23 protein-coding genes are annotated in these 26,707 nt (G+C 32.6%); 12 read left to right on the forward strand and 11 right to left on the reverse strand.

What is annotated here, in order from left to right:
* Nucleotides 1–46 precede the first annotated feature (46 nt).
* Complete coding sequence (locus NZD85_RS03415; RefSeq protein WP_225541587.1) at nt 47–931, reverse strand: ChaN family lipoprotein; 885 nt, start codon at nt 929–931, stop codon at nt 47–49.
* Between the two features lie 75 nt (nt 932–1,006).
* Between NZD85_RS03415 and NZD85_RS03420 the strand changes: the two genes are divergently transcribed.
* From NZD85_RS03420 to NZD85_RS03440, 5 genes are all read left to right on the forward strand, one after another.
* Complete coding sequence (locus NZD85_RS03420; protein ID WP_260543416.1) at nt 1,007–1,903, forward strand: ABC transporter ATP-binding protein; 897 nt, start codon at nt 1,007–1,009, stop codon at nt 1,901–1,903.
* 1 nt (nt 1,904) lies between these two features.
* Complete coding sequence (locus NZD85_RS03425; protein ID WP_171621676.1) at nt 1,905–2,735, forward strand: ABC transporter permease; 831 nt, start codon at nt 1,905–1,907, stop codon at nt 2,733–2,735.
* A 105-nt stretch (nt 2,736–2,840) separates the two neighbouring features.
* A complete protein-coding gene (locus tag NZD85_RS03430; protein WP_260543417.1) occupies nt 2,841–3,866 on the forward strand; it encodes a DHH family phosphoesterase in 1,026 nt (341 codons plus the stop codon).
* Entirely contained in the window at nt 3,866–4,393 is a 528-nt protein-coding gene (locus NZD85_RS03435; protein ID WP_260543418.1) for an FKBP-type peptidyl-prolyl cis-trans isomerase, read from the forward strand. The genes NZD85_RS03430 and NZD85_RS03435 overlap by 1 nt, the downstream gene beginning before the upstream one ends.
* Before the next feature lie 27 nt (nt 4,394–4,420).
* Complete coding sequence (locus NZD85_RS03440) at nt 4,421–5,500, forward strand: peptidylprolyl isomerase (protein WP_260543420.1); 1,080 nt, start codon at nt 4,421–4,423, stop codon at nt 5,498–5,500.
* A gap of 67 nt (nt 5,501–5,567) precedes the next feature.
* Here NZD85_RS03440 and NZD85_RS03445 read toward each other — a convergent pair whose 3' ends face one another.
* Together NZD85_RS03445 and pepT are read right to left on the reverse strand one after the other, a co-directional pair.
* A complete protein-coding gene (locus NZD85_RS03445; RefSeq protein WP_260543422.1) occupies nt 5,568–6,236 on the reverse strand; it encodes a head GIN domain-containing protein in 669 nt (222 codons plus the stop codon).
* A gap of 88 nt (nt 6,237–6,324) precedes the next feature.
* Nucleotides 6,325–7,566, reverse strand: coding sequence for a peptidase T (gene pepT, locus NZD85_RS03450; protein WP_171621672.1), 1,242 nt, complete (start codon nt 7,564–7,566; stop codon nt 6,325–6,327).
* Between the two features lie 64 nt (nt 7,567–7,630).
* On the opposite strand from pepT, the gene NZD85_RS03455 reads away from it, so the two are divergent.
* Entirely contained in the window at nt 7,631–8,497 is an 867-nt protein-coding gene (locus NZD85_RS03455; protein WP_260543425.1) for a beta/alpha barrel domain-containing protein, read from the forward strand.
* Between the two features lie 135 nt (nt 8,498–8,632).
* Complete coding sequence (locus tag NZD85_RS03460; protein ID WP_225539005.1) at nt 8,633–10,003, forward strand: peptidylprolyl isomerase; 1,371 nt, start codon at nt 8,633–8,635, stop codon at nt 10,001–10,003.
* A gap of 56 nt (nt 10,004–10,059) precedes the next feature.
* Here the strand turns inward: NZD85_RS03460 and NZD85_RS14755 are convergent, their stop codons facing one another.
* The 5 genes from NZD85_RS14755 to amaB form a co-directional block, all read right to left on the reverse strand.
* Nucleotides 10,060–10,176 carry a hypothetical protein gene (locus NZD85_RS14755; protein ID WP_396127083.1) on the reverse strand — a complete coding sequence of 39 codons (117 nt, stop codon included), beginning with the start codon at nt 10,174–10,176 and terminating at the stop codon, nt 10,060–10,062.
* 216 nt (nt 10,177–10,392) lie between these two features.
* The gene (locus NZD85_RS03465) at nt 10,393–11,145 is read right to left on the reverse strand and encodes a GLPGLI family protein (protein ID WP_260543426.1); all 753 of its coding nucleotides are present in this window, start codon (nt 11,143–11,145) and stop codon (nt 10,393–10,395) included.
* Between the two features lie 142 nt (nt 11,146–11,287).
* Complete coding sequence (locus tag NZD85_RS03470; protein ID WP_260543427.1) at nt 11,288–12,067, reverse strand: Cof-type HAD-IIB family hydrolase; 780 nt, start codon at nt 12,065–12,067, stop codon at nt 11,288–11,290.
* Between the two features lie 60 nt (nt 12,068–12,127).
* On the reverse strand, nt 12,128–13,417 hold the full coding sequence (gene lat / locus NZD85_RS03475; RefSeq protein ID WP_225541596.1) for an L-lysine 6-transaminase: 1,290 nt from the start codon (nt 13,415–13,417) through the stop codon (nt 12,128–12,130).
* 11 nt (nt 13,418–13,428) lie between these two features.
* Nucleotides 13,429–14,958: an L-piperidine-6-carboxylate dehydrogenase gene (gene amaB, locus NZD85_RS03480; protein WP_260543428.1), complete on the reverse strand. Its 1,530-nt coding sequence runs from the start codon at nt 14,956–14,958 to the stop codon at nt 13,429–13,431.
* A 141-nt stretch (nt 14,959–15,099) separates the two neighbouring features.
* Here amaB and NZD85_RS03485 point away from each other — a divergent pair, with 141 nt between their 5' ends.
* Together NZD85_RS03485 and NZD85_RS03490 are read left to right on the forward strand one after the other, a co-directional pair.
* Entirely contained in the window at nt 15,100–16,266 is a 1,167-nt protein-coding gene (locus NZD85_RS03485) for an acyl-CoA dehydrogenase family protein (protein ID WP_260543430.1), read from the forward strand.
* A gap of 72 nt (nt 16,267–16,338) precedes the next feature.
* The gene (locus tag NZD85_RS03490; protein WP_260543431.1) at nt 16,339–18,015 is read left to right on the forward strand and encodes a PNGase F N-terminal domain-containing protein; all 1,677 of its coding nucleotides are present in this window, start codon (nt 16,339–16,341) and stop codon (nt 18,013–18,015) included.
* A gap of 103 nt (nt 18,016–18,118) precedes the next feature.
* Here the strand turns inward: NZD85_RS03490 and NZD85_RS03495 are convergent, their stop codons facing one another.
* Nucleotides 18,119–21,580, reverse strand: a complete 3,462-nt coding sequence (locus NZD85_RS03495) for a methylmalonyl-CoA mutase family protein (protein WP_260543432.1) — start codon at nt 21,578–21,580, stop codon at nt 18,119–18,121.
* 178 nt (nt 21,581–21,758) lie between these two features.
* On the opposite strand from NZD85_RS03495, the gene NZD85_RS03500 reads away from it, so the two are divergent.
* The gene (locus NZD85_RS03500) at nt 21,759–22,661 is read left to right on the forward strand and encodes a hypothetical protein (RefSeq protein ID WP_260543433.1); all 903 of its coding nucleotides are present in this window, start codon (nt 21,759–21,761) and stop codon (nt 22,659–22,661) included.
* A 4-nt stretch (nt 22,662–22,665) separates the two neighbouring features.
* Here NZD85_RS03500 and NZD85_RS03505 read toward each other — a convergent pair whose 3' ends face one another.
* Nucleotides 22,666–23,337, reverse strand: a complete 672-nt coding sequence (locus NZD85_RS03505) for a uracil-DNA glycosylase (protein WP_171621663.1) — start codon at nt 23,335–23,337, stop codon at nt 22,666–22,668.
* A 46-nt stretch (nt 23,338–23,383) separates the two neighbouring features.
* Between NZD85_RS03505 and NZD85_RS03510 the strand changes: the two genes are divergently transcribed.
* Nucleotides 23,384–25,531: an endonuclease MutS2 gene (locus NZD85_RS03510; protein ID WP_260543434.1), complete on the forward strand. Its 2,148-nt coding sequence runs from the start codon at nt 23,384–23,386 to the stop codon at nt 25,529–25,531.
* Entirely contained in the window at nt 25,512–25,853 is a 342-nt protein-coding gene (locus NZD85_RS03515) for a hypothetical protein (protein ID WP_171621661.1), read from the forward strand. The genes NZD85_RS03510 and NZD85_RS03515 overlap by 20 nt, the downstream gene beginning before the upstream one ends.
* A gap of 28 nt (nt 25,854–25,881) precedes the next feature.
* Here NZD85_RS03515 and NZD85_RS03520 read toward each other — a convergent pair whose 3' ends face one another.
* Nucleotides 25,882–26,586 carry a GLPGLI family protein gene (locus NZD85_RS03520; protein ID WP_260543436.1) on the reverse strand — a complete coding sequence of 235 codons (705 nt, stop codon included), beginning with the start codon at nt 26,584–26,586 and terminating at the stop codon, nt 25,882–25,884.
* Between the last annotated feature and the right edge of the window lie 121 nt (nt 26,587–26,707).

Consider the following 26,707-nt stretch of genomic DNA (forward strand, 5'->3'; position numbering starts at 1 on the left):
CAAAATATTAAAAAAAATCAATAAACTACGCTGTGATCAATTAAAATTAATAGCTTTTTGGTGAGTCTTTAGGAAAAACTATAATAAATTCTGTTGTAGTAATATTTTCGTTTTTGGATTTGATTACAGATAATTTTTCATTTAAATCAGCTGTTTCCAGAATTTCAATTACTGCAATTTTCAGATTTGGTCGAAAAAATTTCAAATACCAATAAATTCCACCATAATTTTTCGAATGATAATCTCCATTGTAATGAAGAAAGAGAGCGTTTTCGTTCCAATTATTTAAAATAGATTCTGCCATCGTTGCATCTTTTAATGCTTGTGCCGCGACAAATTGTTTCGCTTTTATACCAGCATGATCTCCCATCATTTTTATCATTTCCGGATAACCAGGTGCTTCATAATCTATCGTAATTGGGAGTCTCGCTAAAAGCAATTTTTCATTTGTTGATATGGTATCCAACGATTCTAAACCATTTTTTGACACATAGGATGCATATTGACGTGTTACATTTGTTGCAATAAAATCTAAATTCTTCTCTTTCGCAAAATCTACTAATGGCTTATAATCCGTTTTATAATTACTCCAAAGTTTTGTATTTTTCTGAAATTCAATATCCGAAATAGTACCTTTCAGATAATTTGTTAATTGATTTTGTTGATGTCGTTCAAACATTTCCGCACCAAGAATCAACTGATTTCCTTTTACTTCGTACAACGCTTTTGTTGTCTGCAATTGTAACCAATGATTAACCGCATTATTATGATGTTCACCAAAAAGAACAACATCATATTTCGATAATTCTTTGATCATTTTACCAAAATCAGTTTTTCTTTCGTTCTTATTATAAATTTGATAAACTTTTTTGTCTTGCGCATTTAACTGTATCGAAACAATGATAAATAAGGTGTATAAAATGGTTTTCATATTATTTAAATTAATTCTAAATTGTAACAAATTAACGAAAAACTATACCAATAAAGATAAACAAATTCAACTACGATGAATAAAGTTCTTGAAATAACTCAACTAACTAAAAAATTTGGCAATTTTACAGCTGTCAACGACGTTACTTTTTCTGTCGAGAAAGGAAACGTGTATGGACTACTTGGACCAAATGGAAGTGGAAAATCAACAACATTAGGAATGATTCTTAACGTAATTAACCCTACAGCAGGCTCTTGGAAATGGTTCGGAAAAGAACCAGACAACGATTCGTTGAAGAAAATTGGTGCTATTATCGAAAGTCCTAAATTTTATCCTTATTTATCAGCTCAAAAAAATCTTGAAATTGTAGCCGATATCAAAGAAGCAAATTATGCGAAGATTGATGAAAAACTTGAATTAGTTGGCTTACTTTCTCGTAAAAAAGATAAATTTCAACAATATTCTTTAGGAATGAAACAACGTTTAGCAATTGCTGCAGCCTTGTTAAATGATCCTGAAGTTTTGATTTTAGACGAACCTACAAATGGTTTAGATCCACAAGGAATTATTCAAATTCGTGAGTTGATTATTAAAATTGCACAGCAAGGAACAACTATTATTTTGGCAAGTCATTTATTAGACGAGGTTGAAAAAGTATGTTCGCATGTAGTGGTGCTTAATCAAGGAAAAATGTTGTATGCCGGTTCTGTAGACCAAATGAATTCGAGTTTTGGAAGTATTGAAGTTGCTGCACAAAATATGGAAAGTTTAGAATACGCCTTAAAAACTTTCTCTTTTGTTTCGAAAGTAACCAAAGAAAATAACAAACTTTTAGCTGTGCTTGCAGAAGAAAAGGAACCTGCAGAAATTAACAAAATGCTTTATGAACAAGGAATTGTCGTGAATCATTTAGTAAAACGCAAAGAATCTTTAGAGCAACAATTTTTCCAACTTATCCAAAAACAAAATTAACATGATCAGATTATTCAACATAGAATGGAACAAATTATTCTACAACAAAGGAACGAGAATCTTCATCATTTTATATTTCTTGATGATTCTTTTAATGGGAATTACACTACCTAATTTCAAACCAATGATGAATGGAGTTGAAATAGATTTCATTAAACTTGGTGCATTAGAGTTCCCAGTAATTTGGCACAATATCACATGGTTAGTTGCATTCGGAAAATTCTTTTTAGCCATTATTGTTATTAATAATATTACCAATGAATATTCTTTCGGTACATTCAAACAAAACACAATAGACGGTTTATCTAAAACAGAATTTATCAATTCAAAAGTCTTAATGAATGTTGTTATTTCATTGATTTCAACTTTTTTAGTTGGTGTATTGGTTTTTGGATTAGGCTCTTATTTTAGCGAAAAATTTGATTTCGTGAACGGTATTGAGTTTTTAGGTGGATATTTTATTGAAATCTTCGCTTATATCGTATTTGCCATGTTTTTATCATTTTTATTAAAGAAAAGTGCTTTTGCAATTTTATCTTTAATTGTATTAAACATCGTAGAATCTGTTGTAAAAGCTATCGAATTTTTAGTTCGATTTGGAAAACAACCACCAAGTAATCCTGAAGAAATAAAGCTATTATCAAATTATTTACCTTTAAATTCAAACGGAAAAATCATCGATTATCCTTCAGTAGATATACAACAAGCCTTGATGAAAAGTAAATTATTTGTTCCAGATTCTATTCAATGGGAATATTTTGGAATCAATGTTTTTTACATCATTTTATTTTTAGGTTTATCCTTATTGATTATTAAAAAAAGAGATTTGTAAATCATTTCTTAACTCAAAAATTCAAAAATCCTATTCAACTCGAATAGGATTTTTTATTTCACTTCGCACTTCCACTTTTTAAGTTGTTTGTTTATCTTTGCAACTATGCAAATGACAAATTTCGAGGAGCTAAAAGCTCTTTTAAAATCAACACCAAAGAAAATTGCAATTTTACCGCACAAAAATCCTGATGGAGATGCGATAGGTTCTACTTTGGCTATGTATCATTATTTGAAACAATTGGGGCATACTTGCAACATTGTTTCGCCAAATGATTTTCCGAAGTTCCTAAAATGGATGCCTTCAGCGAAGGAGATTGTAATTGCAGATTATAAACCAAAAGTTGCTGAAGTAATTATACATCAAGCAGAATTAATTTTTATCTTAGACTTTAATACGGTTAAACGAATTGACGATTTAGGAAACTGGGTTGAACGTTCGAAAGCACCAAAAATATTAATCGATCATCACCGAGAACCTGATACGTTTGATTTTATGTATTCGGATATTGAAATGCCTGCGACTTGTCAAATGGTCTACAATTTTATCGAAGCAATGAATGATTTAGACAAAATCAATAAAAGTATAGCTGAATGTATTTATACTGGAATAATGACTGATACAGGTGGTTTCCGTTTTCGTAATACATCTGCAAATACGCACAGAATTGTCGCTGAATTAATCGATAAAGGTGTTGAAGTTGACAAAGTAACTTCGTATGTAAATGATTCGCAAACACAAGGTCGTTTAAAATTATTGTCTTTGACGTTAAATAATCTCACTTTTTTACCAGAACATCGTACAGCTTTTATGTTCTTAAAACGTGAAGATTTGTTGCAAAATGGTTTTCAGAAAGGAGATACAGAAGGCTTTGTTAATTATGGGTTAAGTGTAGAAAATTTTATTTTCTCAGTTATTTTTATCGAAGATACACATCATAATTTCATTAAGATTTCGTTACGTTCGAAAGGAGATTTTGATGTCAATGAATTTTCTCGCAAACATTTTAATGGTGGAGGACACATGAATGCAGCCGGAGGTAGATCTGATTTAAACATGGAAGAAACGATTGCATATTTCCAATCACTTTTACCAGAATACCAAGAAAAATTAGCCAATATCGTGATTTAATGAAAAAAGTTATTTTATTCACTTTCACCATCTTCGCATTGATGAGTTGTGATCAAAAAGTGATACAATATCCTGTTTCCTATTCCAACGACGATTTTATGAAGCGTTCGCAAGAGCGTGGAAAATTATTGTATCAAGAAGAATTGCAATGGTTTGATGAGTATATGAAAACATCTGACTTAAAATTTGTAAAAACTAATTCTGGATTTTGGATTTCGAACAATGGACAACGAACTCCTTTAACAGCAAATAACGGAGATTATATCGAATTTGAATACCAAGTAACTGATCTTGATAATCACATTTTATATTCGTACAACGAAAATAAAATTCAGAAAATAATTTTAGGGAAAGCTGATATTGCAAGAGGACTGCATGCTGGTTTGCAATTAATCCAAGAAGGTGAAAATGCAAAATTATTGTTACCTTCGTTTTTAGCTTATGGAGGTTATGGTGATACTCAAAAAATAGCGCCAGACACTCCTATAATTATGGATGTAAAAGTCTTAAAAATTAAAAAACACTAATAGACACAAAAAAGACGATAAAGTAAAATGAGAAAAATATTATTAATCTTAACGGTCATCACTACCCTTGTTAGTTGTGGCGTTAAAATTCCAAAATCGATGAGTAAAGAAGAATTTAAAAGTTTAGAAGACGGATTGTATGCAAAAATGACAACCAATCATGGTGCAATGACAATCAAATTATACGAAGAACAAGCGCCAATGACAGTTGCAAACTTTGTTGGGTTAGCTGAAGGAACAAAAGAAAATAAAGCAAAGGCAAAAGGAGTTCCTTTTTACGATGGAATTATTTTTCACCGTGTAATTAAGGATTTCATGATTCAAGGAGGTGATCCAGATGGAAGAGGAACAGGAGGACCTGGTTACGATTTCGAAGATGAGTTTGACGCAACTTTAAAACACGATAAAAAAGGAGTTTTATCTATGGCAAATTCAGGACCAGCAACAAACGGATCTCAATTTTTTATTACAGAAGTTCCAACTCCATGGTTAGACGGTCGTCACACTGTTTTTGGACAAGTTGTTGAAGGTTTAGAAGTTGTTGATTCTATTGCAAATGTAGAAAAAACAAGAGACGATAAACCAGTTGTTCCAGTTACTATTGAGAAAGTAGAAATCGCTCGCAAAGGTGATAAATATGCAAAATATAATGGTGCTGAAGCATTTGATGCTGCAAAAGCAAATCATGCAAAAAAACAAGCAGAAGCAGAAGCTAAATTAAAAGCAGAAAAAGACGCAGAAATTGCTCGTCAAAAGGAATTAGAAGCGAAAGCATTGTCTACTCCATCTGGTTTAAAATACGTTATTTTAGAAGAAGGAAATGGAGCTAAACCTGTTCAAGGAGATCCAATTCAAGTTCACTACACTTTACGTTTAAACGATGGTGAAAAATTAGATTCGTCATTTGATCGCAATCAACCATTAGACGCAACAGTTGGAGTTACAGGATTAATCCAAGGTTGGATGGAAGCTTTAACAATGTTCAATAGAGGTGCAAAAGTATTCTTAATCATTCCTGCAGAATTAGGTTATGGTGCAAGAGGTGCTGGAGGAGTTGTTCCACCAAACGCAACTTTATACTTTGACATGGAAGTATTAGATAAATAAACATCCACTTATTATAAGTAGAAAAGCCACTCAACCGAGTGGCTTTCTTATTTAACAAAAATTATGATTACTTAAAATTAATTTTTCCTCCTGCTAATTTTTTCTGATTTTTTTGTTCAGGATCACCATAAACATCAATTACACCACCCGCTCTTGTTTTTGCATCAACAGATTTTGTAGAAGTTGTTTCGATAAAACCACCTGCATTAGTTGTAAGCGTTGAGTGTTCTGCTGATAAAGTTTTTGAGTAATATTTTCCTCCTGAATTAGCAACAACCGTCTGAAATTCTGCATTTCCAGTTAAAATAACTTCTGCACCGGAATTAATTTTAACTTCTAATTTATTGATATCAACTGGTAATTTAATCGAAGAACCTTCGTTAGAAGTTAGATTTAAAGATTGAGATTTCAATTTGTCGTCAGAATAAATGCGAGAACCTTGACTGGCTTGAATTTCGTACAACGATTTATAGTAAACCTTTACCGTCGCTTCACCTCCCTGCATCAACTTAGTTCCTGTCATTTTAATTTTCAGTTCACCTTTGTTGTTTTCTACTTGCACATCACTCGCATTCACTCCGTCAACTTCGACTAAATTTTTATCAGAAGAAATTAATTCAACAGGTATTTTATCATAAACCTTTAAGATATTAAAATCCCCAATATTTATTTCTTCTTGTGCAAATACAAACGAAGAACCGAATAAAGCTATTGCTGATAATACTATATTTTTCATAAAAAAAGTTTTCTAATTTGGTCTTGATATTTACACAAATTTCAAACCAAACTAGAAAACTTATTAATTTTATGCTTTATTGTAACTTCTATTTTGCTTCTTCAGCAGTTAACTCTGCAATACGAACAATAATTTCAGTTGCTTTTTCCATAGATTCTACAGGAACATATTCATACGGTCCGTGGAAGTTATGACCACCAGCAAAAATATTAGGACAAGGTAAGCCCATAAAAGACAAACGTGCACCATCTGTACCACCACGAATAGGTTTGATATTTGGAGTAACACCACAATCTTTAAGCGCTTGTTCTGCGATTTCAACAGATTGGAATTTTTCTTTTACTTTCTCAATCATATTAAAATATTGATCAGAAACCTCTGCTGTAATCACTTCGTGATCAAAACGTTCTTGAATATCTGCTGCAATCTGCAAGAATAAAGCTTTTCGCGCTTCATATTGCTCCATATCGTGGTCACGGATGATATACACCATTTTTGCTTCAGAAACATTTCCAGTTATTTTAGCTAAATGGAAAAACCCTTCACGTCCGTCAGTTAATTCAGGCACTTCATCACTTGGTAATTGTGCAGCAAATTCCATTGCAATATTAGATGCATTGATCATTTTATCTTTTGCATAACCTGGGTGAACAGATTTCCCCTTTATTGTAACAATACCAGAAGCAGCATTAAAGTTTTCGTACTCTAATTCTCCTATTTCAGAACCATCCATTGTGTATCCCCACTCTGCTCCAAATTTTTCTACATTAAAGAAATCAGCACCACGACCAACTTCTTCATCTGGTGTAAATCCTATTGCGATACGTCCGTGTTTAATTTCTGGATGAGCGATCAAATATTCTGCAGCTGTTACAATTTCTGCAACACCAGCCTTATCATCAGCACCTAACAAAGTTGTTCCGTCTGTAGTGATGATTGTTTGACCTTTATATTGAGTTAATTCAGGAAATTCGTTTGGAGATAAAATCATTGATTCGTTCAATTTGATATCTCCTCCATCATAGTTTTCCCAAATTTGAGGTTGTACATTTTCTCCTGAAAAATCTGGTGAAGTATCCATATGCGAAACAAATCCAATTGTAGGCACTTCGTAATCTACTGTAGAAGGCACATAACCGAAAACATAGCCATTTTCATCAATCGAAACATCTTCTAAACCGATTTGTTTTAATTCGTCTACTAAATAATTTGCTAAATCCCATTGACGATCTGTACTTGGAAATTTATCTAAGAAAGCCTCACTTTCAGTATAAGTTTTAACATATTTCAAAAAGCGTGTTACCAACTTTTCTCTCCATTCTGTTTGCATTGCGTTTTAATTTTTGTCAAAATTACTAAATTATCTACCTTTAAGGCGCAAATAAACCAAAAAAATGAGTGCAACTACTTTTAAGATTATTGAATGTCCACGTGACGCCATGCAAGGACGCAAAGATTTTATTCCAACCGATGCTAAAATAGATTACTTAAATCGTTTATTGACTGTTGGTTTTGAAGCCATTGATTGTGGAAGTTTTGTTTCTCCTAAAGCAATCCCGCAAATGGCAGATACAAAAGAGGTTTTGGACCATATTGATAAAACAAATTCGAAGTCTAAATTGTCTGTTGTTGTCGCAAATAGAAGTGGCGCGATGAAAGCTGCGGAACACGAAAAAGTAGATATTATTGGATTTCCATTTTCTATTTCAGAAAATTTTCAACAATTTAACACCAACAAAAGTCGCGAAGAAGCTTTTGAAATGATACAAGAAATCAATCAAATTGCAAATAAAAATGATAAACATATGTTAATTTATCTGTCTATGGCATTTGGTAATCCTTATGGCGAAGTATGGAATGAAGAAATTGTGAAAGATTGGTCGAAAAAAATGGCTGATATCGGAATTTCATCTATTAATCTTTCAGACACAATAGGCGTTGCAGATGAAAAAACAATTGTTGATTTGTTCCAAAATTTAATTCCACATTATCCAGAAATTGAATTCGGTGCTCATTTTCATACTGTTTATACCGATTGGCATACAAAAGTGAAAGCAGCTTATAACAATGGTTGTCGTCGTTTTGATGGTGCTATAAAAGGTTTAGGCGGATGTCCAATGTCGAAAAGTGATATGGTTGGTAATATGCCAACCGAAAAGTTGATTAGCTTTGCGAATGAACACAAAGAAAAGCATGGATTAAATCTTTTTGATTTTGAATCGGCTTGGAATGTTTCATTAAAAACATTTGGATTAATTTAGTCTTAACAATAAACTAAAAAATCAATTCTTTTGTTAAAGGAAATTAAAATATGTTGGACTTTAACAAAAAAAGTTAAATTTGCTCATTGATAAGTTTTTTATCAAGCATATAATATTAAAATGAAATTAAAGTATATGAAATTTAAATCGAGTATGATGTTGTTAATTGCAACATTATTGACGGTAAATACTTTTGCACAAACAGCAAAATCAACACCACAACGTCTGGCTAAAGTAGATGGTATTGCTGCTGTTGTAGGAGATCAGATTGTTTTAGAGTCTGATGTAGATCGTGATTACTTAATGTCAAAACAACAAGGAATGCAAGTTGAAAACAAATGCGATTTCTTAAACGACATTATGTTAGACAAAATGTTGGTTGATCGTGCAAAACAAGATACTTTAATTAAAGTGACTCAAGACGAAGTAACACGTCAGTTAAATGGTCAAATCGAAGGTTTGATTGCACAAGCTGGAGGTGAAAAACAAATTTTAGACTATTTCGGATTCCGTACAATGGCGGAAATGAAAAACGAAACTAAATATATCGTTGAAGATAATATTTATGCGCGTCAGAAAAGAGAAATGGTTGTAAAAGGTGCAGATGCTACACCAGAAGAAGTACGTTTGTTTTTCGAAAAACACCAAGGGGAATTACCTGATGTTAAGGACGAACTTTCTATTAGCCATATTGTGATGTATCCTCAGATTTCAGAAGAAAATCAACAAAAAATCATTGATCAATTAAAAGAAATCAAAAAAGAAATTGAAGAAGGTGCTTCATTTGCAACAAAAGCAATTTTATATTCAGAAGATCCAGGCTCTTCGAGCAATGGTGGTGAATACAAAAAGGTTTCTCGTGGTAAAATGGTAAAAGAGTTTGATGCAGTAGCGTTTAACTTACAAGAAGGTGAAATTTCTGATCCATTCAAAACTGATTTTGGATACCATATTATCAAATTAGAAAAACGTCGTGGTCAAGAATTAGACTTACGTCACATTTTAATTACATTGAAACCTACTGAAGAAGAAATCAAAACAGCTAACAATAAATTAGACTCAATTCGAGTATTAATTAATGATGGTAAAATGACTTTCAAAGATGCAGCACTAAGATTTTCTGATGATAAATACACAAAATTTAACTCAGGAAATATCATGAACCAAAATTCTGGCGATGACCGTTTCGAGAAAATGGCCTTACCATTACCAATGTTTACAGCTGTTGCGACATTAAACGAAGGAGATATCTCACAAGTTTTCGAAGATGATTTCGACAATAGAAAAGCGTTAAGAATCTTAAAGGTTAACAAATTCTATCCAGAACATAAAATTAATTATGAAGATGATTATTATCGAATTCAAAAATTTGCTGTTCAAGACAAAGAACGTACATTATTGATGGATTGGGTAAAACGTCAAGTTGGTGATGCTTATGTAAAAATTGGAAAAGAATATCAAAGTTGTGAATTTCCGATTGATTGGGAAAAGAAAAACTTAAAATAAAACAAAAAACCTCTCAAAATTGAGAGGTTTTTTGTTAGGTTTAAATTCTAAATATTTTATTTTGTAATTCGCAGCTGAGATAGCCAAATTAATTTATTTGGATCAAACCCTACTTTCTTTGCTGAATCTAAAAATCGATCTTTTACTTTATCCGATATTTCTTTTTTACGCAATAAAATCCATAGCTTTTTATAATCTTCGCTTGCTACTAATGCATTATTATAATGGTTACAATATGTACAGCAGATTGTGGATTGGGTAGCAGAGTTGCGGGTGATTCATCAAAAAAAAGGAAAACAAAATGTTTCCCTTTATATTTCAATTTTCCCTCAAAAAAAAAATTATAAAAATACTTTTGATTAAATCATGAGCATTATTCGTATGTAAAATTATTTTTTATCTACTCCGATCGAAAAAGATTCTCTCATTTTTTGACGAGATTCATCTTGCAATTTTTTGAATTCTTCTTGACTTATTTCTTTCCCATTTATAGGCTTTACTTTTGAAAGTTTCTTTGGTTTCAAATTAATTTTATCAGCTTCATAGGTCATAATTGAGCTAAATTTATTTCCCATTTCGCTTACCGTTTTTAGAATCAAACCTGGCAATCCATTCACTTGATTTGGTCCTGCATCAACCTTAATATCTGGTGCAAACCAAGCTGCTATTTGCTTGCCTTTATCATTACCAATAGCTTTTTTTACTTTGTGACCCAAAATCGTATCTTCAATATCTGTAATTTTCCATTCATAGTCTTTATATGGCGTAACCACAATAAAATTCTGTTTATCTAAAACGACTTCTTGACGAAACTCTTTCTTACTTGTTTCATTAATCAAAGCTTTATATTCTCCTCCAATATTAATTGAAAAAGCCCCCATAGAGCTACCATTTTGATCATTATTAATGGTTTCTATTTTTTTGTAAACGGACTGATGATCACTATATTCTAATTGATAATAAATATTTGGAGACCCTCCAATTTTTATTGTACCTCCTCCTTTTTGTGCTTGTTCTCTTTCAAACTCCTTTATTTTTTCTTCATCATGCTTTATATCATATTTATAATCGACAATAAGCTTTTCTTGCCCAAAACCAAAATTCGAAAAAAGTAAAAATCCAGCTAGTAATAATTGTTTCATTATATTGTAGTTTTTAATTAATACTCTAAAATAATTTTTATTTTTTAATTCTACAATAATAGAACATATAATTAACACAATATTGTGAAAAGAAAAAAATCCAACCGAAGTTGGATTTTTTCTATATAAATTAAAATATGTTTTAAATTATCTCAAAGTGTTTCAGTGCATTCCATATTCCGTGATTATCTGCAGAAGTTGTATAATAATCAGCCGCTTCACGAACATTCTCTTTCGCATCGCCCATTGCTACGCCTATTTTACAACCTTTCAACATACTAATATCGTTACCACCATCACCAAAAGCCATTGTTTTAGTTAAATCTAAATTATCGCGTTCAGCCATTCGCTCTATTCCACGCATTTTACTAATATCTTTCGGGTTTATATCAGCAAAATATTCTATCCAACGTGTACTAAGACTATTTTTCATAATATTATTCATCAAATAGGCTTCTTGTTCTTCATCGACAAAAAAGTTCATTTGCATGATATTATCTTTTGGTAAAGTTCGCGGATCAACAACTTCAGGAACTTCCATTCCAAAATAAGCAAACGATTTTTCTACATTTTCATTCACACGATTGATACTGAACGCATCTTTGGTCATGTATGAAAAGGAAAAAGGATTTTCTTCGTCATATTTCAACAAAGCCTCTATATCATTGGGATTGATATAATCTACAAAAAAAGTTTCACGTTTTTCATTCGAACACATTCCACCATTGTTATTGATATAACCGTCAAAACCATAGGTGAAAATATGATCCGGCATATCTGCCATATTTCGTCCTGTAGCAATGTATATTTTTTTGTTTTTCTGTTTCAATAATTTTAAGGCTTCGATTGTAGAATCACTTATTTCATGGTTTTCAAAACCTTGCAAAGTCCCATCAAAATCGAAGAAAAAAGAGTCTATCATAATTTAGTTTTATCTCATACAAATTTAAAAAAGCAACCTTTAATTGGTTGCTTTTGTAGTTTATTTTAATGCTAATTTAATAATTTCTATTGCTTTATTGGTGTCTTCTTCAGAAATATTGAGATGTGGACGCATTCGCACCGAGTTTTCTCCACAAGGGAGAATAATCAGATGATTTTCGAAACATGTTTTAATAAACGCTGAACGATCTAAGTCCGAATTAAAATCAAATGCGATAAATAATCCTAATCCTCGAACCGAATGGATTTTCTTCGTTTCTTTTGCAATCTCATTCAACTTCGATAAAATATATTTTCCTTTTTCTGCTGCATTTTCTACTAATTTTTCTTGTTCTATCACTTCTAAAATTAACTTAAAACGCAACATATCAATGTAATTCCCTCCAAAAGTTGAATTGATACGACTTGATTCTTTAAAAACATTATTTGGAATTTGATCCAACTTTTCTTTGTTGGCTAATATTCCACAAACTTGTGTTTTCTTACCAAACGAGATAACATCTGGAACTACATCATAATGCTGAAAAGCCCACATTTTACCTGTCATTCCCATCCCTGTTTGGACTTCGTCAAAAATCAATAAAATCTCTTCTCTATCACAGATTGCTCTTAATTTTTGAAAGAATTCTTTTCTGAAATAATTATCTCCTCCTTCACCTTGAATAGGTTCTATGATAATACACGCAATTTTATTTTTGCGTTGTTCCAAAGCTGTTTCTATCTGCGCTATCGCTCTATTTTCTGACTCAACAACTTTACCAAGATTATCTTCTGTAACTGGGTAAATACGTTTTGGATTCTCAATTCTTGGCCAATCAAACTTCGGAAAGTACTCATATTTACGAGGATCTTTGGTATTTGTTAAGGATAAAGTATAACCTGAACGCCCATGAAAAGCTTGCTTGAAATGAATTACTTCACCTGCCTCCTTCTCTATTCCTTTCGAAAAGTTAAGTCTTGTTTTCCAATCAAAAGCAGTTTTTAATGCATTTTCAACTGCCAAAGTTCCTCCCGAAATAAAGAATAGATACTGTAATTCTTTCGGCATTGCAACACGCTCAAACGTATCAATTAAATCGGCATAATCTTTTGTATAAATATCTGACATTGCAGGTTTGTTGATTGCATTTCGTCCTAAAAAATCAATTTTAGCCATTAAATGCGGGTGATTATATCCAATTGCAGTCGAAGCAAACATCGAAAATAAATCCAAATATTCTACTCCATTTTCATCCACCACATAAGAACCATGCGATTTGTCCATGTCCATTACAATTGGATATCCGTCTGCTAATATATGTTTTGCTAATCTTTCGTGTACTGTACTCATTTTTTTAAAATTTAAAAGTCAAACTTAATTCCTTGCGCTAATGGCACTTCTGTGGAATAATTAATGGTATTCGTTTGTCGTCGCATATACGCTTTCCAAGCATCTGATCCAGACTCGCGGCCACCACCTGTTTCCTTCTCACCACCGAAAGCACCTCCAATTTCGGCACCAGACGTACCGATATTAACATTTGCAATTCCACAATCAGAACCTTTTTGACTTAAAAACAATTCAGCTTCACGAAGATTATTTGTCATAATCGAAGATGATAAACCTTGTGCCACATTATTCTGAATTTCGATTGCATTTAACACATCTCCCGAATATTTGATTAAGTATAAAATCGGTGCAAAAGTTTCATGTTGAACAATTTCAAAATGATTTTCTACCTCAGCAATAACGGGTTTCACATAACAACCGCTCTCAAAACCATTTCCTTCTAAAACTCCTCCTTCAACGATGATTTTCCCACCTTCTTGGTTGATTTTTTCTATTGCTTTCGAATACATCTCTACAGCTTGTTGATCAATTAATGGTCCAACATGATTCGATGTATCCAAAGGATTTCCAATTTTAATTTGTTTGTAAGCATTTACTAATGATTCTTTTACTTTATCATAAATCGACTCATGAACAATTAGACGCCTTGTCGTTGTACAACGTTGTCCTGCCGTACCAACAGCTCCAAATACAGCCGAAGTCAGCATAATCTTAAGGTCAGCATCTGTTGTAACAATAATCGCATTGTTTCCACCTAATTCTAAAATTGTTTTACCTAAACGAGCAGCAACCACTTTGTTCACTTCAATTCCCATTCGCGTAGAACCTGTTGCAGAAACCAATGCTACACGACGATCTGCTGCAATCAATTCACCGATTGATTTATCACCCATCACCAAAGAAGAAACGCCTTCTGAAATATCATTACTTTTTAAAACTTCTGCTAAAATGTGTTGACATGCAACTGCACACAAAGGTGTTTTCTCGCTCGGTTTCCAAACGACAACGTCTCCACAAACCAATGCCAAACATGTATTCCAAGCCCAAACAGCTACTGGGAAATTAAAAGCTGAAATCACACCAACAATTCCAAGTGGATGATATTGATCGTACATACGATGCAATGGTCGTTCTGAATGAATAGTCGAACCATACAATTGACGTGATAACCCAACAGCAAAATCACAGATATCAATCATTTCCTGCACTTCTCCTAAACCTTCTTGATATGATTTCCCCATTTCATACGAAACCAATTTTCCCAAAGAAGCCTTTTTCTCACGAAGTTTATCCCCAAACTGACGAACTATCTCCCCTCTTTTTGGAGCAGGAATCATTCGCCATTCTTTGAAAGCTGTTTGAGCTTTGGTGATAACTTCTTCGTAATCATCTTTTGTTGATGATATTACTTTTCCAATTAATTTTCCGTCTACTGGGGAGTAAGAAGAAAGCTCTTCACCTTTTCCAAACCAAGTACTTCCTATCGATGTTCCGAGATTTTCGGAAGAAATACTCAATTCTTTTAATTCGTTTTCTATCATTTTTTTGTGTTATTTTGTGGTTTTAACTTTTACCTAAATTAGTCAAAAGTTCCATAAATTAAAATTTTTAATAAATTTTATTCATAATAATTTTTAATTTACTGAATAATCTTTAGATTTAATAAAATAAAACTGCATAAAATGAATTTAACTACAGATTATTTTAAGATTGATGATTTGTTAACTGAAGAACATAAATTAATTCGTCAATCTGTTCGAGATTTTGTGGACAACGAAATAAAACCTGTTATAGATGATGCTGCACAACATCATAAAGATATCCCTGATTTAATGAAAAAATTAGGTGCAATTGGTGCATTAGGTCCATACATACCAGAAGAATATGGAGGCGCTGGTTTAGATCAAATGTCCTATGGATTAATCATGCAAGAATTAGAACGTGGCGATTCCGCTGTACGATCTGCTGCATCTGTGCAATCTTCTTTGGTCATGTATCCTATTTATGCATTTGGTTCTGAAGAACAAAAACGCAAGTATTTACCAAAATTAGCTTCTGGAGAATTCATCGGAAGTTTTGGATTAACAGAACCTAATCACGGCTCTAATCCAGGTGGAATGGAAACTCGTCTAACAAAAAATGGAGATCATTATGTGTTAAATGGAGCAAAAATGTGGATTACAAATTCGCCAATTTGTGATATTGCTGTTGTTTGGGCAAGAGATGAAGAAGGAAAAATAAGAGGTGTAATTGTAGAACGCGGAATGCCAGGTTTTACAACACCAGAAACATTAAACAAATGGTCATTAAGAGCTTCTAAAACAGGTGAATTAGTTTTTGAGAATGTAAAAATCGAAGAAAGTCATATTTTACCAGAAGTGAATAGTTTACGTGGCCCTTTATCATGTTTAAACTCGGCTCGATACGGAATATCTTGGGGTGTAATTGGCGCTGCAATTGATTGTTACGAATCTGCTTTAAACTATTCATTACAAAGAACTCAATTTGGAAAACCGATTGCTTCTTATCAATTACAGCAAAAAAAATTAGCCGAATTTATTACAGAAATTACAAAAGCTCAGTTGTTATGTTGGCGATTAGGTACATTGAAAAATGAAAACAAAGCAACGCCAGAACAAATTTCTATGGCAAAGCGTAACAATGTAAAAATGGCTTTGGACATTGCAAGAGAGTCTCGTCAAATCATTGGTGCAATGGGAATTGTTGGTGATTTCCCTATGATGCGACATGCTGCAAACTTAGAATCTGTTATTACGTACGAAGGAACGCACGATGTTCACTTATTGATTACAGGTGCAGATATCACAGGAATTAATGCATTTGTGTAAGAATATTTTTCATACTAATAGATAATTTTATAGGTTTACAATTCGTTTGTAAACCTTTTTTAATTATCGCACATGAAATCGAAATCAATTTTATTTATTATGTTTTGTATTCAAGCGATTGCTTTGAATGCACAAGAAACCTACAAAATTACCTATGAACGATTTTCGAATGGTAAAAAAGTAATCGAAAGCAATCCAATACAAGTATTAGCTAATACGAAAGAAACCATTATTGGTAAGCAAGAAAGCTTTCATCACACGACAAACTATCCTGATGAAATGGTTTATTACACCAAAACAAATCCTTCTGTTATTTCATTGGTGACACAATTTGATTCGGTTCATTCTATTATCTCTAATGATTCAATTGCTCTAAATAAATCGGTTTTTACAATTACAAAAGAAACCAAACGTATTTTAGGTTTGCGTTGTAAGAAAGCAACAACCTCTATCAACTCAAACACTATCGATGTTTGGTTTGTCGATAATATGGACATCAATGCTGCGCCAACAATAGTGGGAATGAGTTTGGGATTTGTGTTAGAGTTTACACGTAATAATAATATGACCATTCGAGCATCGAAAATAGAACGTCAAAAAGAACCTATTCCAAGCCAATATATTGCAAAAGAATTACTACAAGAACCTGTCGATATCTTAACTTATAAAGATATTATCTGGAAAAGTAAGTTTGTAGACATTCCACTTTTAACCAATCAACAGATAAATTTCAGCAATAACTTCCTATCAAACGATTCGATTTATCGCTTTGCCAATGGAACTGTTGTGGTCAGAAAAATAAAACTTCCGTTGATTAAAGAAGGAAGTCAAATTTTCTTAAATGTTACACAACAATCAAATGGAGATGCTTATGACCGTACAGGTTCGGTTTTTTTGATCCCGCGCGATTCTAAAATCACGTTTATGGATGCTTTGCAAAAAGGAATCAATCAATTGCCTGTATACACTGCGCCAAACAACAAGAAGTATCAAGGTTATTTTTTGACAGAAAATTATACACCAACTATTGAATTGATGCGATTCTTTACACCTTTTGGCATTAATAAATTTAATCACATACAACTGAAAGGTCAATCATGGGAAACAGAAGCAAAGTACCGTCAAGAGATCACAGAATTGCAACGATTATTGTCTAATCAAGAGGTTTTAGTTGGATTTTTTATCGGAAATTATGATCAAGGTGGGCATACAATTTCAGCCAATATCACAGTTCATCCTTCCAATTCTTCAACTCTTCCAAACAAAAAAGTGCAACCTATTTTCAACACAACAAACATCATGGAAATGGCAGGTCAAGAATACCCTTCTTTGTTTGATAATCCGAATGGTTTTACAGTTGAATTTACGCTGAAAGAAGATTATAACAATGCGAAATTACGCTTTACAACGACTGGACATGGTGGCTGGGAAAACGGAGACGAATTTGTACCAAAGGAAAATAGTGTTTTTCTTGATGGACAAAATGTGTTCAATATCATTCCTTGGCGACAAGATTGTGGGTCGTATCGTGCTTACAATCCTGCTTCGGGAAACTTTGACAATGGGTTATCTTCCTCTGATTACAGCCGTTCTAATTGGTGTCCAGGCACAGTTACAAACCCATTTTTTATAGATTTAGGGAACTTAAAAGCGGGAAAACACAGCTTGCAGGTTAAGATTCCTCAAGGAAAACCAGAAGGAAACGCGTTTAGTTATTGGAATGTTTCGGGGGTTCTTTTAGGAGAATAAACTGATAGTGATTTGAAACCTGCGCAGGTTTTTACATGAACATCAAAAGCCCTGTAAATACAGGGCTTTTGATTCTATAAAATTTATGATATTTAACTAAAAACTACATGTTTCTTCTGTACTGACCACCTACTTTGAATAAAGCATCTGTAATCTGCCCAAGAGAACAAACTTTGGTCACATCCATCAACGCTTCAAATATATTACCGTTCTGAATAGCGATTTGTTGTACTTTCTCTAACCATACTTTTGCTTGTTCTTCTTTCGATTGATGCAAGCGTTCTTTCGTTTTAATTTGGAATTGTTTTTCCTCTTCTGTTGCACGAATAACCTCTGCCGGAACCACTGTTGGCGAACCTTTAGAACTTAAGAACGTGTTTACACCAATAATTGGGAACGTTCCGTTGTGTTTCAACGTTTCGTAATACAACGATTCTTCTTGTATTTTAGAACGTTGATACATCGTTTCCATCGCGCCTAAAACACCTCCACGCTCTGTAATACGATCAAACTCTTGTAAAACCGCTTCTTCCACTAAGTCGGTTAACTCTTCGATAATGAACGAACCTTGAATTGGATTTTCGTTTTTCGCTAAACCTAATTCTTTGTTGATAATCAACTGAATAGCCATTGCTCTACGTACCGATTCTTCTGTTGGCGTTGTAATCGCCTCATCGTACGCATTGGTATGCAACGAGTTACAGTTGTCGTAAATCGCATATAATGCTTGCAACGTTGTACGAATATCGTTGAAATCAATTTCTTGTGCGTGTAACGAACGACCAGATGTTTGAATATGATACTTCAACATTTGCGCTCTTTCGTTCGCTCCGTATTTATTCTTCAAGGCTTTTGCCCAAATTTTACGCGCCACACGACCAATTACTGAATATTCTGGATCGATACCATTTGAGAAGAAAAACGATAAGTTTGGTCCAAACGCATTGATATCCATTCCGCGAGATAAATAATATTCCACATACGTAAATCCATTTGCCAACGTAAACGCCAATTGTGTAATTGGATTCGCTCCTGCCTCTGCAATATGGTAACCCGAAATAGAAACCGAATAGAAGTTACGAACATTTTGATTGATGAAATACTCTTGAACATCTCCCATCAAACGCAACGCAAACTCAGTACTGAAGATACATGTGTTTTGTGCTTGATCTTCTTTTAAAATATCTGCCTGAACCGTTCCACGAACTTGTGCCAACGTGTTTTTCTTAATTTCAGCATACACCTCTGCAGGTAAAACTTGATCTCCAGTTACACCTAACAACATCAATCCTAAACCATCGTTCCCTTCTGGTAAATCGCCATTGTAACGTGGTCTTTCTAAGCCTTTGTCTTCGTAAATAGCTTTAATTTTCGCTTCCGTTTCTGCTTCTAAACCATTTTCCTTGATGTATTTCTCACAGTTTTGATCGATAGCCGCATTCATAAAGAACCCTAACAACATAGGTGCAGGACCGTTAATGGTCATCGAAACCGATGTCATAGCATGTGATAAATCGAAACCAGAATACAATTTTTTTGCATCATCTAAACAACAAATCGAAACACCTGCATTACCAATCTTACCGTAAATATCAGGACGATGCCCTGGATCGTTTCCGTATAAAGTCACCGAGTCAAAAGCTGTTGACAAACGCTTCGCTGGCATGCCTTTCGACACATAATGAAAACGTCTGTTAGTACGTTCTGGTCCACCTTCACCTGCAAACATACGCGTTGGATCTTCTCCTTCGCGTTTAAACGGATATAATCCCGACGTAAATGGAAACTCTCCTGGTACGTTTTCTTGTAAAACCCAACGTAAAATATCGCCCCAAGCTTCGTACTTTGGCAACGCAATTTTAGGGATTTGTAAGTGCGATAACGACTCAGAATGTGTCTGAATTTTAATCTCTTTATCGCGAACTTTAAACGTATAAACCGGATTTTTATATTTATTTACCTTTTCATCCCAAGTTGTAATAACTTCCCAGTTGAAAGGATCTAAGTTCATTTTATATTTATCAAATTCTGCTAAAAGAACTTTTACTAAATCAGCGTTGTCTGTCCCAGTAACTTCGACTCCATGCGGAGTGACAGTAGGCATTTTACCAGAAAGCGTTTCGATTGTTTTGAAAAAACCGTACAACTTCTGTGCAACTTCTTTTTGAGAAACTACTTTTGCATCGTAACCTCTATTATTTTCAGCAATTTCAGATAAATAACGAGTACGAGCAGGCGGAATCACAAAGATTTTCTCTGACATCTCCTTTGTAATTTCAAAAGTAGATTTCAAATCAGCTCCCGTTTTTTCAACCACTTTATCAATAATAGACTTGTATAATTGATTCGTTCCTGGATCGTTAAATTGAGAGGCTATTGTTCCAAAAACTGGCATTTCATCAGGATTTACATCCCACAGATTATGATTGCGTTGGTATTGTTTTTTCACATCGCGTAACGCATCTAAAGCACCACGTTTATCAAATTTATTGATCGCAACAATGTCAGCAAAATCTAACATGTCGATTTTTTCTAACTGCGTTGCAGCACCAAATTCTGGTGTCATGATGTACAATGATGCATCCGAATGATCTAAAATTTCGGTGTCCGATTGTCCAATTCCTGAAGTTTCTAAAATAATCAAATCATATTGCGCCGCTTTCAAAACCTGAATCGCTTCCTCTACATATTTAGACAAAGCTAAGTTTGATTGACGAGTTGCTAACGAACGCATGTACACACGAGGGTTGTTAATTGAATTCATACGAATACGATCGCCTAACAACGCTCCTCCTGTCTTCTTTTTTGAAGGATCAACTGAAACCAACGCAATTGATTTCTCTGGAAAATCAATTAAAAAACGACGCACTAATTCATCAACCATAGAAGATTTCCCTGCTCCACCTGTTCCAGTAATTCCTAAAACTGGTGCCGATTTATCTGCTACTTTATCATAGTCAAAGGCTTTTAAAAAGTCCTCTTCGCGATTTTCTGCTAACGAAATTAAACGAGCAATCGTTGTGATGTCTTTATCTTGTAACGATTGATACACATCTTTTCCGTTTGGTAACTCTAAAGCACCTGTAGGGAAATCAGATTTCTCAACCATATCGTTAATCATTCCTTGCAAACCTAATTCGCGCCCATCATCTGGAGAATAGATACGTGTAATTCCGTAATCCATCAATTCCTTGATTTCTGAAGGTAAGATAACTCCACCTCCACCACCAACGATGCGGATATGACCTGCTCCTCTTTCTTGAAGCAAATCGTACATATACTTAAAATATTCGTTATGACCACCCTGATATGATGTCATAGCAATTGCATTTGCATCTTCTTGAATGGCTGTATTTACAACATCTTCAACAGATTTATCGTGACCTAAATGTATAACCTCGCAACCTGTTGCTTGGATAATACGACGCATGATATTAATAGCAGCATCGTGCCCATCAAACAAAGCAGCAGCAGTTACAATACGCACTTTGTTTTTAGGATGATAAGCCTCTTGTATAGGATGTACAAACTTTTCTTTCTTTTCTTCTTGAGTAATTTGTGACATTTATTTGTGATTTTGATTTTTAATGACTCTTGCTAAGATAGTATAATTTTTAAACTAAAAATATACCTATAAATTATCATATCAAGTAAAATAAACAAATAACATTGACAGGTTCATAAATTTTCTTTTGATTTTATTGCAATATATCATTAACTTTAAAAGCACTAAACTGAATTATATGAATACTTATACTTTGAAAAACCTTTCTGAATTTTCTGAATTGAATGAACAAATGATTACATTATGGAATAAGAAGTATAAGCTTTTTACGGAAGAAAAAATTAATCAAAATACTTTATTTGATCACGAAAATTTAAAGAAATTAATACTGATCTCTTTTCTTAATGAATCAAATAAAAAAAATACGATTGAGAAATTGAGTTTAAAGACAATTTCCGAATTACAAGTTATTTGTGAATTTGAGATACAAACTTATCTTCAAAATAATAAAAATTATCGTCCATTAATTAAACTAATGGTTTGTTCGTGTTTTTCGTATGATGCGAAGTTTTTTGATACAGTCTTAACCATTTGCTTCAAAAAATTAGGCATTGGGATTTGTTGTAACGACATTGTATTTCCTTTTTTGAGTCTTATGTCAGAAATACTTGCAAAGTATTCAATACAAGAATCATTGATTTCATTTTCTAATAATTTAATTCGAAAACATCTTTTTTATCTTATTAAATCAATAAATCAAACAGAAACGAATAATCGCAAATGGATGTTGTTTTTACCACAAGATGAATTTCATGATTTAGAACTGTTATATTCTTATTTATTTTTAAAAATAAACAATGAAAAAGGAATTTATTTAGGTGAAAATCAAAGTTTAAAATCTATTATAGAATGTTTGGAACATCTAAACATCACCCATATCGTTATTTACATCAGTGAAAATTATAATATAAATACGCTAACAGATTATATCATCACTATCAAAAAAAAATATCCTACAATCACTATTTTTTTAACAAGCTATAAACCTTTAAAAGAGAAAATAACAGATAAAATCCCATATATTAATATCAATTCTCCTCAGATGTTTAATGCATATCTAAAAAAAATTATGATGATGTAATTGGCTATTTTATTTTCCAATCAATTGGCTGAATATTTTTAGCTTCTAAAAATGAATTGGTTTTAGAAAAAGGTTTACTTCCCCAAAATCCTCTGTAAGCTCCTAATGGAGACGGATGTGCAGATTCGATCACAAAATGTTTAAAACGATCTATTTTTGCACCTTTTTTTTGTGCATAGGCTCCCCATAATATAAACACTACGTTGTCTTTTTTATCTGAAAGCTGTTGTATCACAGCATCTGTAAACTTTTCCCAACCTTTCTTTTGATGTGATCCAGGATTAGATGCTTCAACGGTTAATGTTGCATTCAATAAAAGAACACCTTGTTTTGCCCAAGGTTCTAAATTACCTGAAGTAGAAATTTCAATCTCCAAATCATTCTTTAATTCTTTGTAAATATTGCGTAAGCTTGGAGGTAATTTAATTCCATCTGCAACAGAAAAAGACAATCCATTCGCCTGTCCTTCCCCATGATAGGGATCTTGCCCAATTAAAACGACTTTAACATTCTCAAATGATGTATTATCAAAAGCAGAAAATATTTTGGATGCTGGAGGGTAAATTGTTTTTGTTTGGTATTCATCTCTAACAAAATCAATCAATTTTATAAAATAATCTTTCTCAAATTCATCCTTCAATACTTCTTTCCAAGTCGCATCAATCTTCACATCCATTTTTCACTTTTATTACGGAAACAAAATTATGCGTAAATTTGTATCAATGCAAATATCAGAACAAACTTTAAAGGATTTAGAATTTAATGCGGTACAAAAAGAAATCGCAGAATTTGCTTATACAGAAAAGGTTGAAGGATTTATTCATCAATTAAAACCTTATGAAGATCACCAAATTTTGGTGCAGGACCTTCAGACGACAAATGAATATTTGAAAACATTTGAAACGGGAAATCGTTTTCCTTTTTCAGAATATTATATTTTAGATGAAAATCTGAGTCGATTAGAAATCGAAAATTATTATTTGCCAGCCGAAGAATTTTTCAAAATCAAGGCCAATACACTTCAAGTAAAAGAAATCTTGAAATATTTGACGCTTTTTCATGAGTACACACCTGTTTTATTCGAGAAAGCTTCGACGATTAACTACGAAAAAAATATCGTAAAATTAATTGATCAAGTATTCAATAAATTTGGAGAAATAAAAGATGATGCAAGTCCAGCTTTAAAAATTGTACGTGATAGACTTCGTCATTTAAATGGTCGTATTACCGAATTATTTAACAAATCGATGAGTTATCATTCTGATTATTTGGATGATATTCGCGAATCTGTTATTGGAAATCGTCGAGTTTTAGCTGTAAAATCTGCGTTAAGAAAACGTGTAAAAGGTCAATTTTTAGGAACATCAAAAACAGGATCAATTACATTTATTGAGCCAGAAAGTGTTCTAAATCCTCGTCGTGAATGGGAAGAATTGAAAGAAGAAGAAAAACATTTGATTATTCAAATTTTATTGGATTTAACTGCTCAAATTGCGGAATACAAACCTCATCTTGAAGAATATCAAACGTTTTTGGAATACATTGATTTTACACAAGCTAAAGCAAATTATGCGTATTTAATCAATGGTATTTTACCCGAAATTTCAGAAAAGAGAATCATTAAATTAGTGGATGCGTTTCATCCGGTTTTGTATTTAAACAATAAAAGAAAAACACAAAAAACAATTCCACAAAGTTTAGAAATAAATGAAGATTGCCGAATCATTATTATTTCTGGACCAAATGCAGGGGGAAAATCCATCACATTAAAAACAATTGGTTTATTGCAATTGATGATTCAAAGTGGAGTTTTGGTTCCTGTAAAAGAAGAAAGTCAATTTGGATTTTTTGATCAAATTTTTACCGATATTGGGGATAATCAGTCGATTGAAAATCATTTATCAACCTACAGTTATCGTCTAAAACAAATGTCGTATTTTTTGAAAAATGCAGATGACAAAACATTATTATTGGTTGATGAATTTGGTACGGGCTCTGACCCTGAATTAGGTGGTGCATTAGCAGAAGTATTCTTTGAAGAGTTTTATGAACGAAATTCTTTTGGCGTTTTTACAACGCATTACACCAATATCAAATTGAGTGCTGAAAGCTTACCAGAAGCGATAAATGCTTGTATGTTGTTTGATAAAAAAACGCTCGAACCACTTTATCGTTTAGAAATTGGGCAAGCTGGAAGTTCGTTTACATTTGAAGTAGCAGAGAAAAATAAAATTCCTTACCGTTTGATTAATCGTGCGAAGAAAAAAGTTGAAAGTGAAAAAGTAAGTTTAGATAAAACTATTTTAAAACTTCAACAAGAAAAATTCGAAATTCAAAAAACGAAAGATCATGTTGAAGAGTTACGCGAAACGAATATTGAACATAATGAAAAATTAGAACTAACGAACGAAAAAATTCAGCAAAAATTATATGATTTCCAACAATTATATGATCGTGAACAAAAACGTTTGAAATTGGGTGAACGTATTTCGGACATGGCTGATTCTTACTTAAAAACGAAGAATAAAAAACAAATGATTGCCAATTTCTTGAAGTTGATTGAAATGGAAAATTCGAAAAAGACGAAAGAAGTTCAACAGTTAAAGAAAATCGAAAAAATTGTAGAGAAAGAAGTTAAGCGAGAATTAAAAGAAAATTCAGAAACAATTTCTCAACAAAAACAAGTCATTAAACAGAAAGAAAAAGCTGAAACGAAGAAAAAAATTGAGGCATTGAAAGTTGGTGATCGTGTCAAAATTCATGGTTCATCGAGTGTTGGAACGATAGATAAATTGAAAAAAGATACCGTTTTTGTAAATTACGGCTTATTTACAACTCAAATCAATGTCAATGAAGTATATAAAATTTAGTTTTTTCATTTTATTATTAAGTTTTCAGTCTTGTTTATGGCAAGAAGATGACAGCAAACATTATTCTTGTTCTTTTACAGTTGATGTAACAGATTGGAACAAAACCTTGAATAATTGCAAGTATACCGTCACTATCAACAATAGAGGAATGATGAATGAGAAAGGTATTTTTCAATTTAAATTTAAAAATGCTTCAAAAATTTATTCGAAACATTCGGCTATATATACAATTCAAGAAGGGATTAATACTATTCCGATAGAAATAAGTAATTGTAATTTTGCAGATGAAATAATTGATGTTTGTTTTATGCAATATAAATAAGGACTTCTAAATTGAAGTCCTCATTCTTTTAATCTTTTTCTACACCTCGATTAATCATTCCACCAGATTTTCCCATTGATTTTTCCATTTCTTGATCAAATTCTTCTTTGGTTACTTTTTTTGATCTATTCGGTAATTCGATCTTTCCTGTATAGGATTTTATATCTATAGCATTAAAAGTAACATTAGAAAATGACGATGCAAATTTCACTTGTAAAATGAGACCTGGTAATCCATTTAAACGAGAAGGTCCATCGCGAAAAGGTAAATCTGGCGCGTACCACGCTTCTACTGTTTGTTTTGGATTTGTATAGGTTGCTTTTCTTACATTATAACCTAAGATTGTTGACTCTTCTTTACTCAATATCCAAGGGAAAGTTTGGATGGAATCTTTGATAAATAATTTGGGTTTCATTTCACTATTTTCATACAATTCTTTTGTATTAAAATTTTTATAGATATTAGAACCTATATTACTTGATAGCCCAAAAAAAGTTCCTCGATGTTGCTCATTATTGATACGTTCTATTTTTTCAAAATTAGAATTCTTAGAATTTACAAATAACTCATAATAATATCTTTTATTCTCAGAATTGATGAGTATTTCTTCATTTTTTACTGATATTTTTTTAGACGTACTTCTATCAAATTCTTGTTTTACTTCGTATTCTACACGAATGGCATCTTGCGAAACTCCAATTATTGGCAGAAGAATAAATAAATATTTTAGCATTTTTGTATCGTTTTAGCTCTACTAATATAGAAATAAAATTTAAATCATTTTAAATAATCTTCAACATAAGGAATATCATTCTTTAAGGTAAAAAATATTCGTAAATTAGCGTAAAGATAAG

It is taken from the genome of Empedobacter stercoris, assembly GCF_025244765.1.
In the GTDB taxonomy this organism is placed as follows: domain Bacteria; phylum Bacteroidota; class Bacteroidia; order Flavobacteriales; family Weeksellaceae; genus Empedobacter; species Empedobacter stercoris.

What these genes read in the sequence shown, in the direction of transcription:
- NZD85_RS03415 (WP_225541587.1), bottom strand. Translation starts at nt 931, where the DNA reads ATGAAAACCATTTTATACACCTTATTTATCATTGTTTCGATACAGTTA.
- NZD85_RS03420 (WP_260543416.1), top strand. Translation starts at nt 1,007, where the DNA reads ATGAATAAAGTTCTTGAAATAACTCAACTAACTAAAAAATTTGGCAAT.
- NZD85_RS03425 (WP_171621676.1), top strand. Translation starts at nt 1,905, where the DNA reads ATGATCAGATTATTCAACATAGAATGGAACAAATTATTCTACAACAAA.
- NZD85_RS03430 (WP_260543417.1), top strand. Translation starts at nt 2,841, where the DNA reads ATGCAAATGACAAATTTCGAGGAGCTAAAAGCTCTTTTAAAATCAACA.
- NZD85_RS03435 (WP_260543418.1), top strand. Translation starts at nt 3,866, where the DNA reads ATGAAAAAAGTTATTTTATTCACTTTCACCATCTTCGCATTGATGAGT.
- NZD85_RS03440 (WP_260543420.1), top strand. Translation starts at nt 4,421, where the DNA reads ATGAGAAAAATATTATTAATCTTAACGGTCATCACTACCCTTGTTAGT.
- NZD85_RS03445 (WP_260543422.1), bottom strand. Translation starts at nt 6,236, where the DNA reads ATGAAAAATATAGTATTATCAGCAATAGCTTTATTCGGTTCTTCGTTT.
- pepT (WP_171621672.1), bottom strand. Translation starts at nt 7,566, where the DNA reads ATGCAAACAGAATGGAGAGAAAAGTTGGTAACACGCTTTTTGAAATAT.
- NZD85_RS03455 (WP_260543425.1), top strand. Translation starts at nt 7,631, where the DNA reads ATGAGTGCAACTACTTTTAAGATTATTGAATGTCCACGTGACGCCATG.
- NZD85_RS03460 (WP_225539005.1), top strand. Translation starts at nt 8,633, where the DNA reads ATGAAATTTAAATCGAGTATGATGTTGTTAATTGCAACATTATTGACG.
- NZD85_RS03465 (WP_260543426.1), bottom strand. Translation starts at nt 11,145, where the DNA reads ATGAAACAATTATTACTAGCTGGATTTTTACTTTTTTCGAATTTTGGT.
- NZD85_RS03470 (WP_260543427.1), bottom strand. Translation starts at nt 12,067, where the DNA reads ATGATAGACTCTTTTTTCTTCGATTTTGATGGGACTTTGCAAGGTTTT.
- lat (WP_225541596.1), bottom strand. Translation starts at nt 13,417, where the DNA reads ATGAGTACAGTACACGAAAGATTAGCAAAACATATATTAGCAGACGGA.
- amaB (WP_260543428.1), bottom strand. Translation starts at nt 14,958, where the DNA reads ATGATAGAAAACGAATTAAAAGAATTGAGTATTTCTTCCGAAAATCTC.
- NZD85_RS03485 (WP_260543430.1), top strand. Translation starts at nt 15,100, where the DNA reads ATGAATTTAACTACAGATTATTTTAAGATTGATGATTTGTTAACTGAA.
- NZD85_RS03490 (WP_260543431.1), top strand. Translation starts at nt 16,339, where the DNA reads ATGAAATCGAAATCAATTTTATTTATTATGTTTTGTATTCAAGCGATT.
- NZD85_RS03495 (WP_260543432.1), bottom strand. Translation starts at nt 21,580, where the DNA reads ATGTCACAAATTACTCAAGAAGAAAAGAAAGAAAAGTTTGTACATCCT.
- NZD85_RS03500 (WP_260543433.1), top strand. Translation starts at nt 21,759, where the DNA reads ATGAATACTTATACTTTGAAAAACCTTTCTGAATTTTCTGAATTGAAT.
- NZD85_RS03505 (WP_171621663.1), bottom strand. Translation starts at nt 23,337, where the DNA reads ATGGATGTGAAGATTGATGCGACTTGGAAAGAAGTATTGAAGGATGAA.
- NZD85_RS03510 (WP_260543434.1), top strand. Translation starts at nt 23,384, where the DNA reads ATGCAAATATCAGAACAAACTTTAAAGGATTTAGAATTTAATGCGGTA.
- NZD85_RS03515 (WP_171621661.1), top strand. Translation starts at nt 25,512, where the DNA reads ATGAAGTATATAAAATTTAGTTTTTTCATTTTATTATTAAGTTTTCAG.
- NZD85_RS03520 (WP_260543436.1), bottom strand. Translation starts at nt 26,586, where the DNA reads ATGCTAAAATATTTATTTATTCTTCTGCCAATAATTGGAGTTTCGCAA.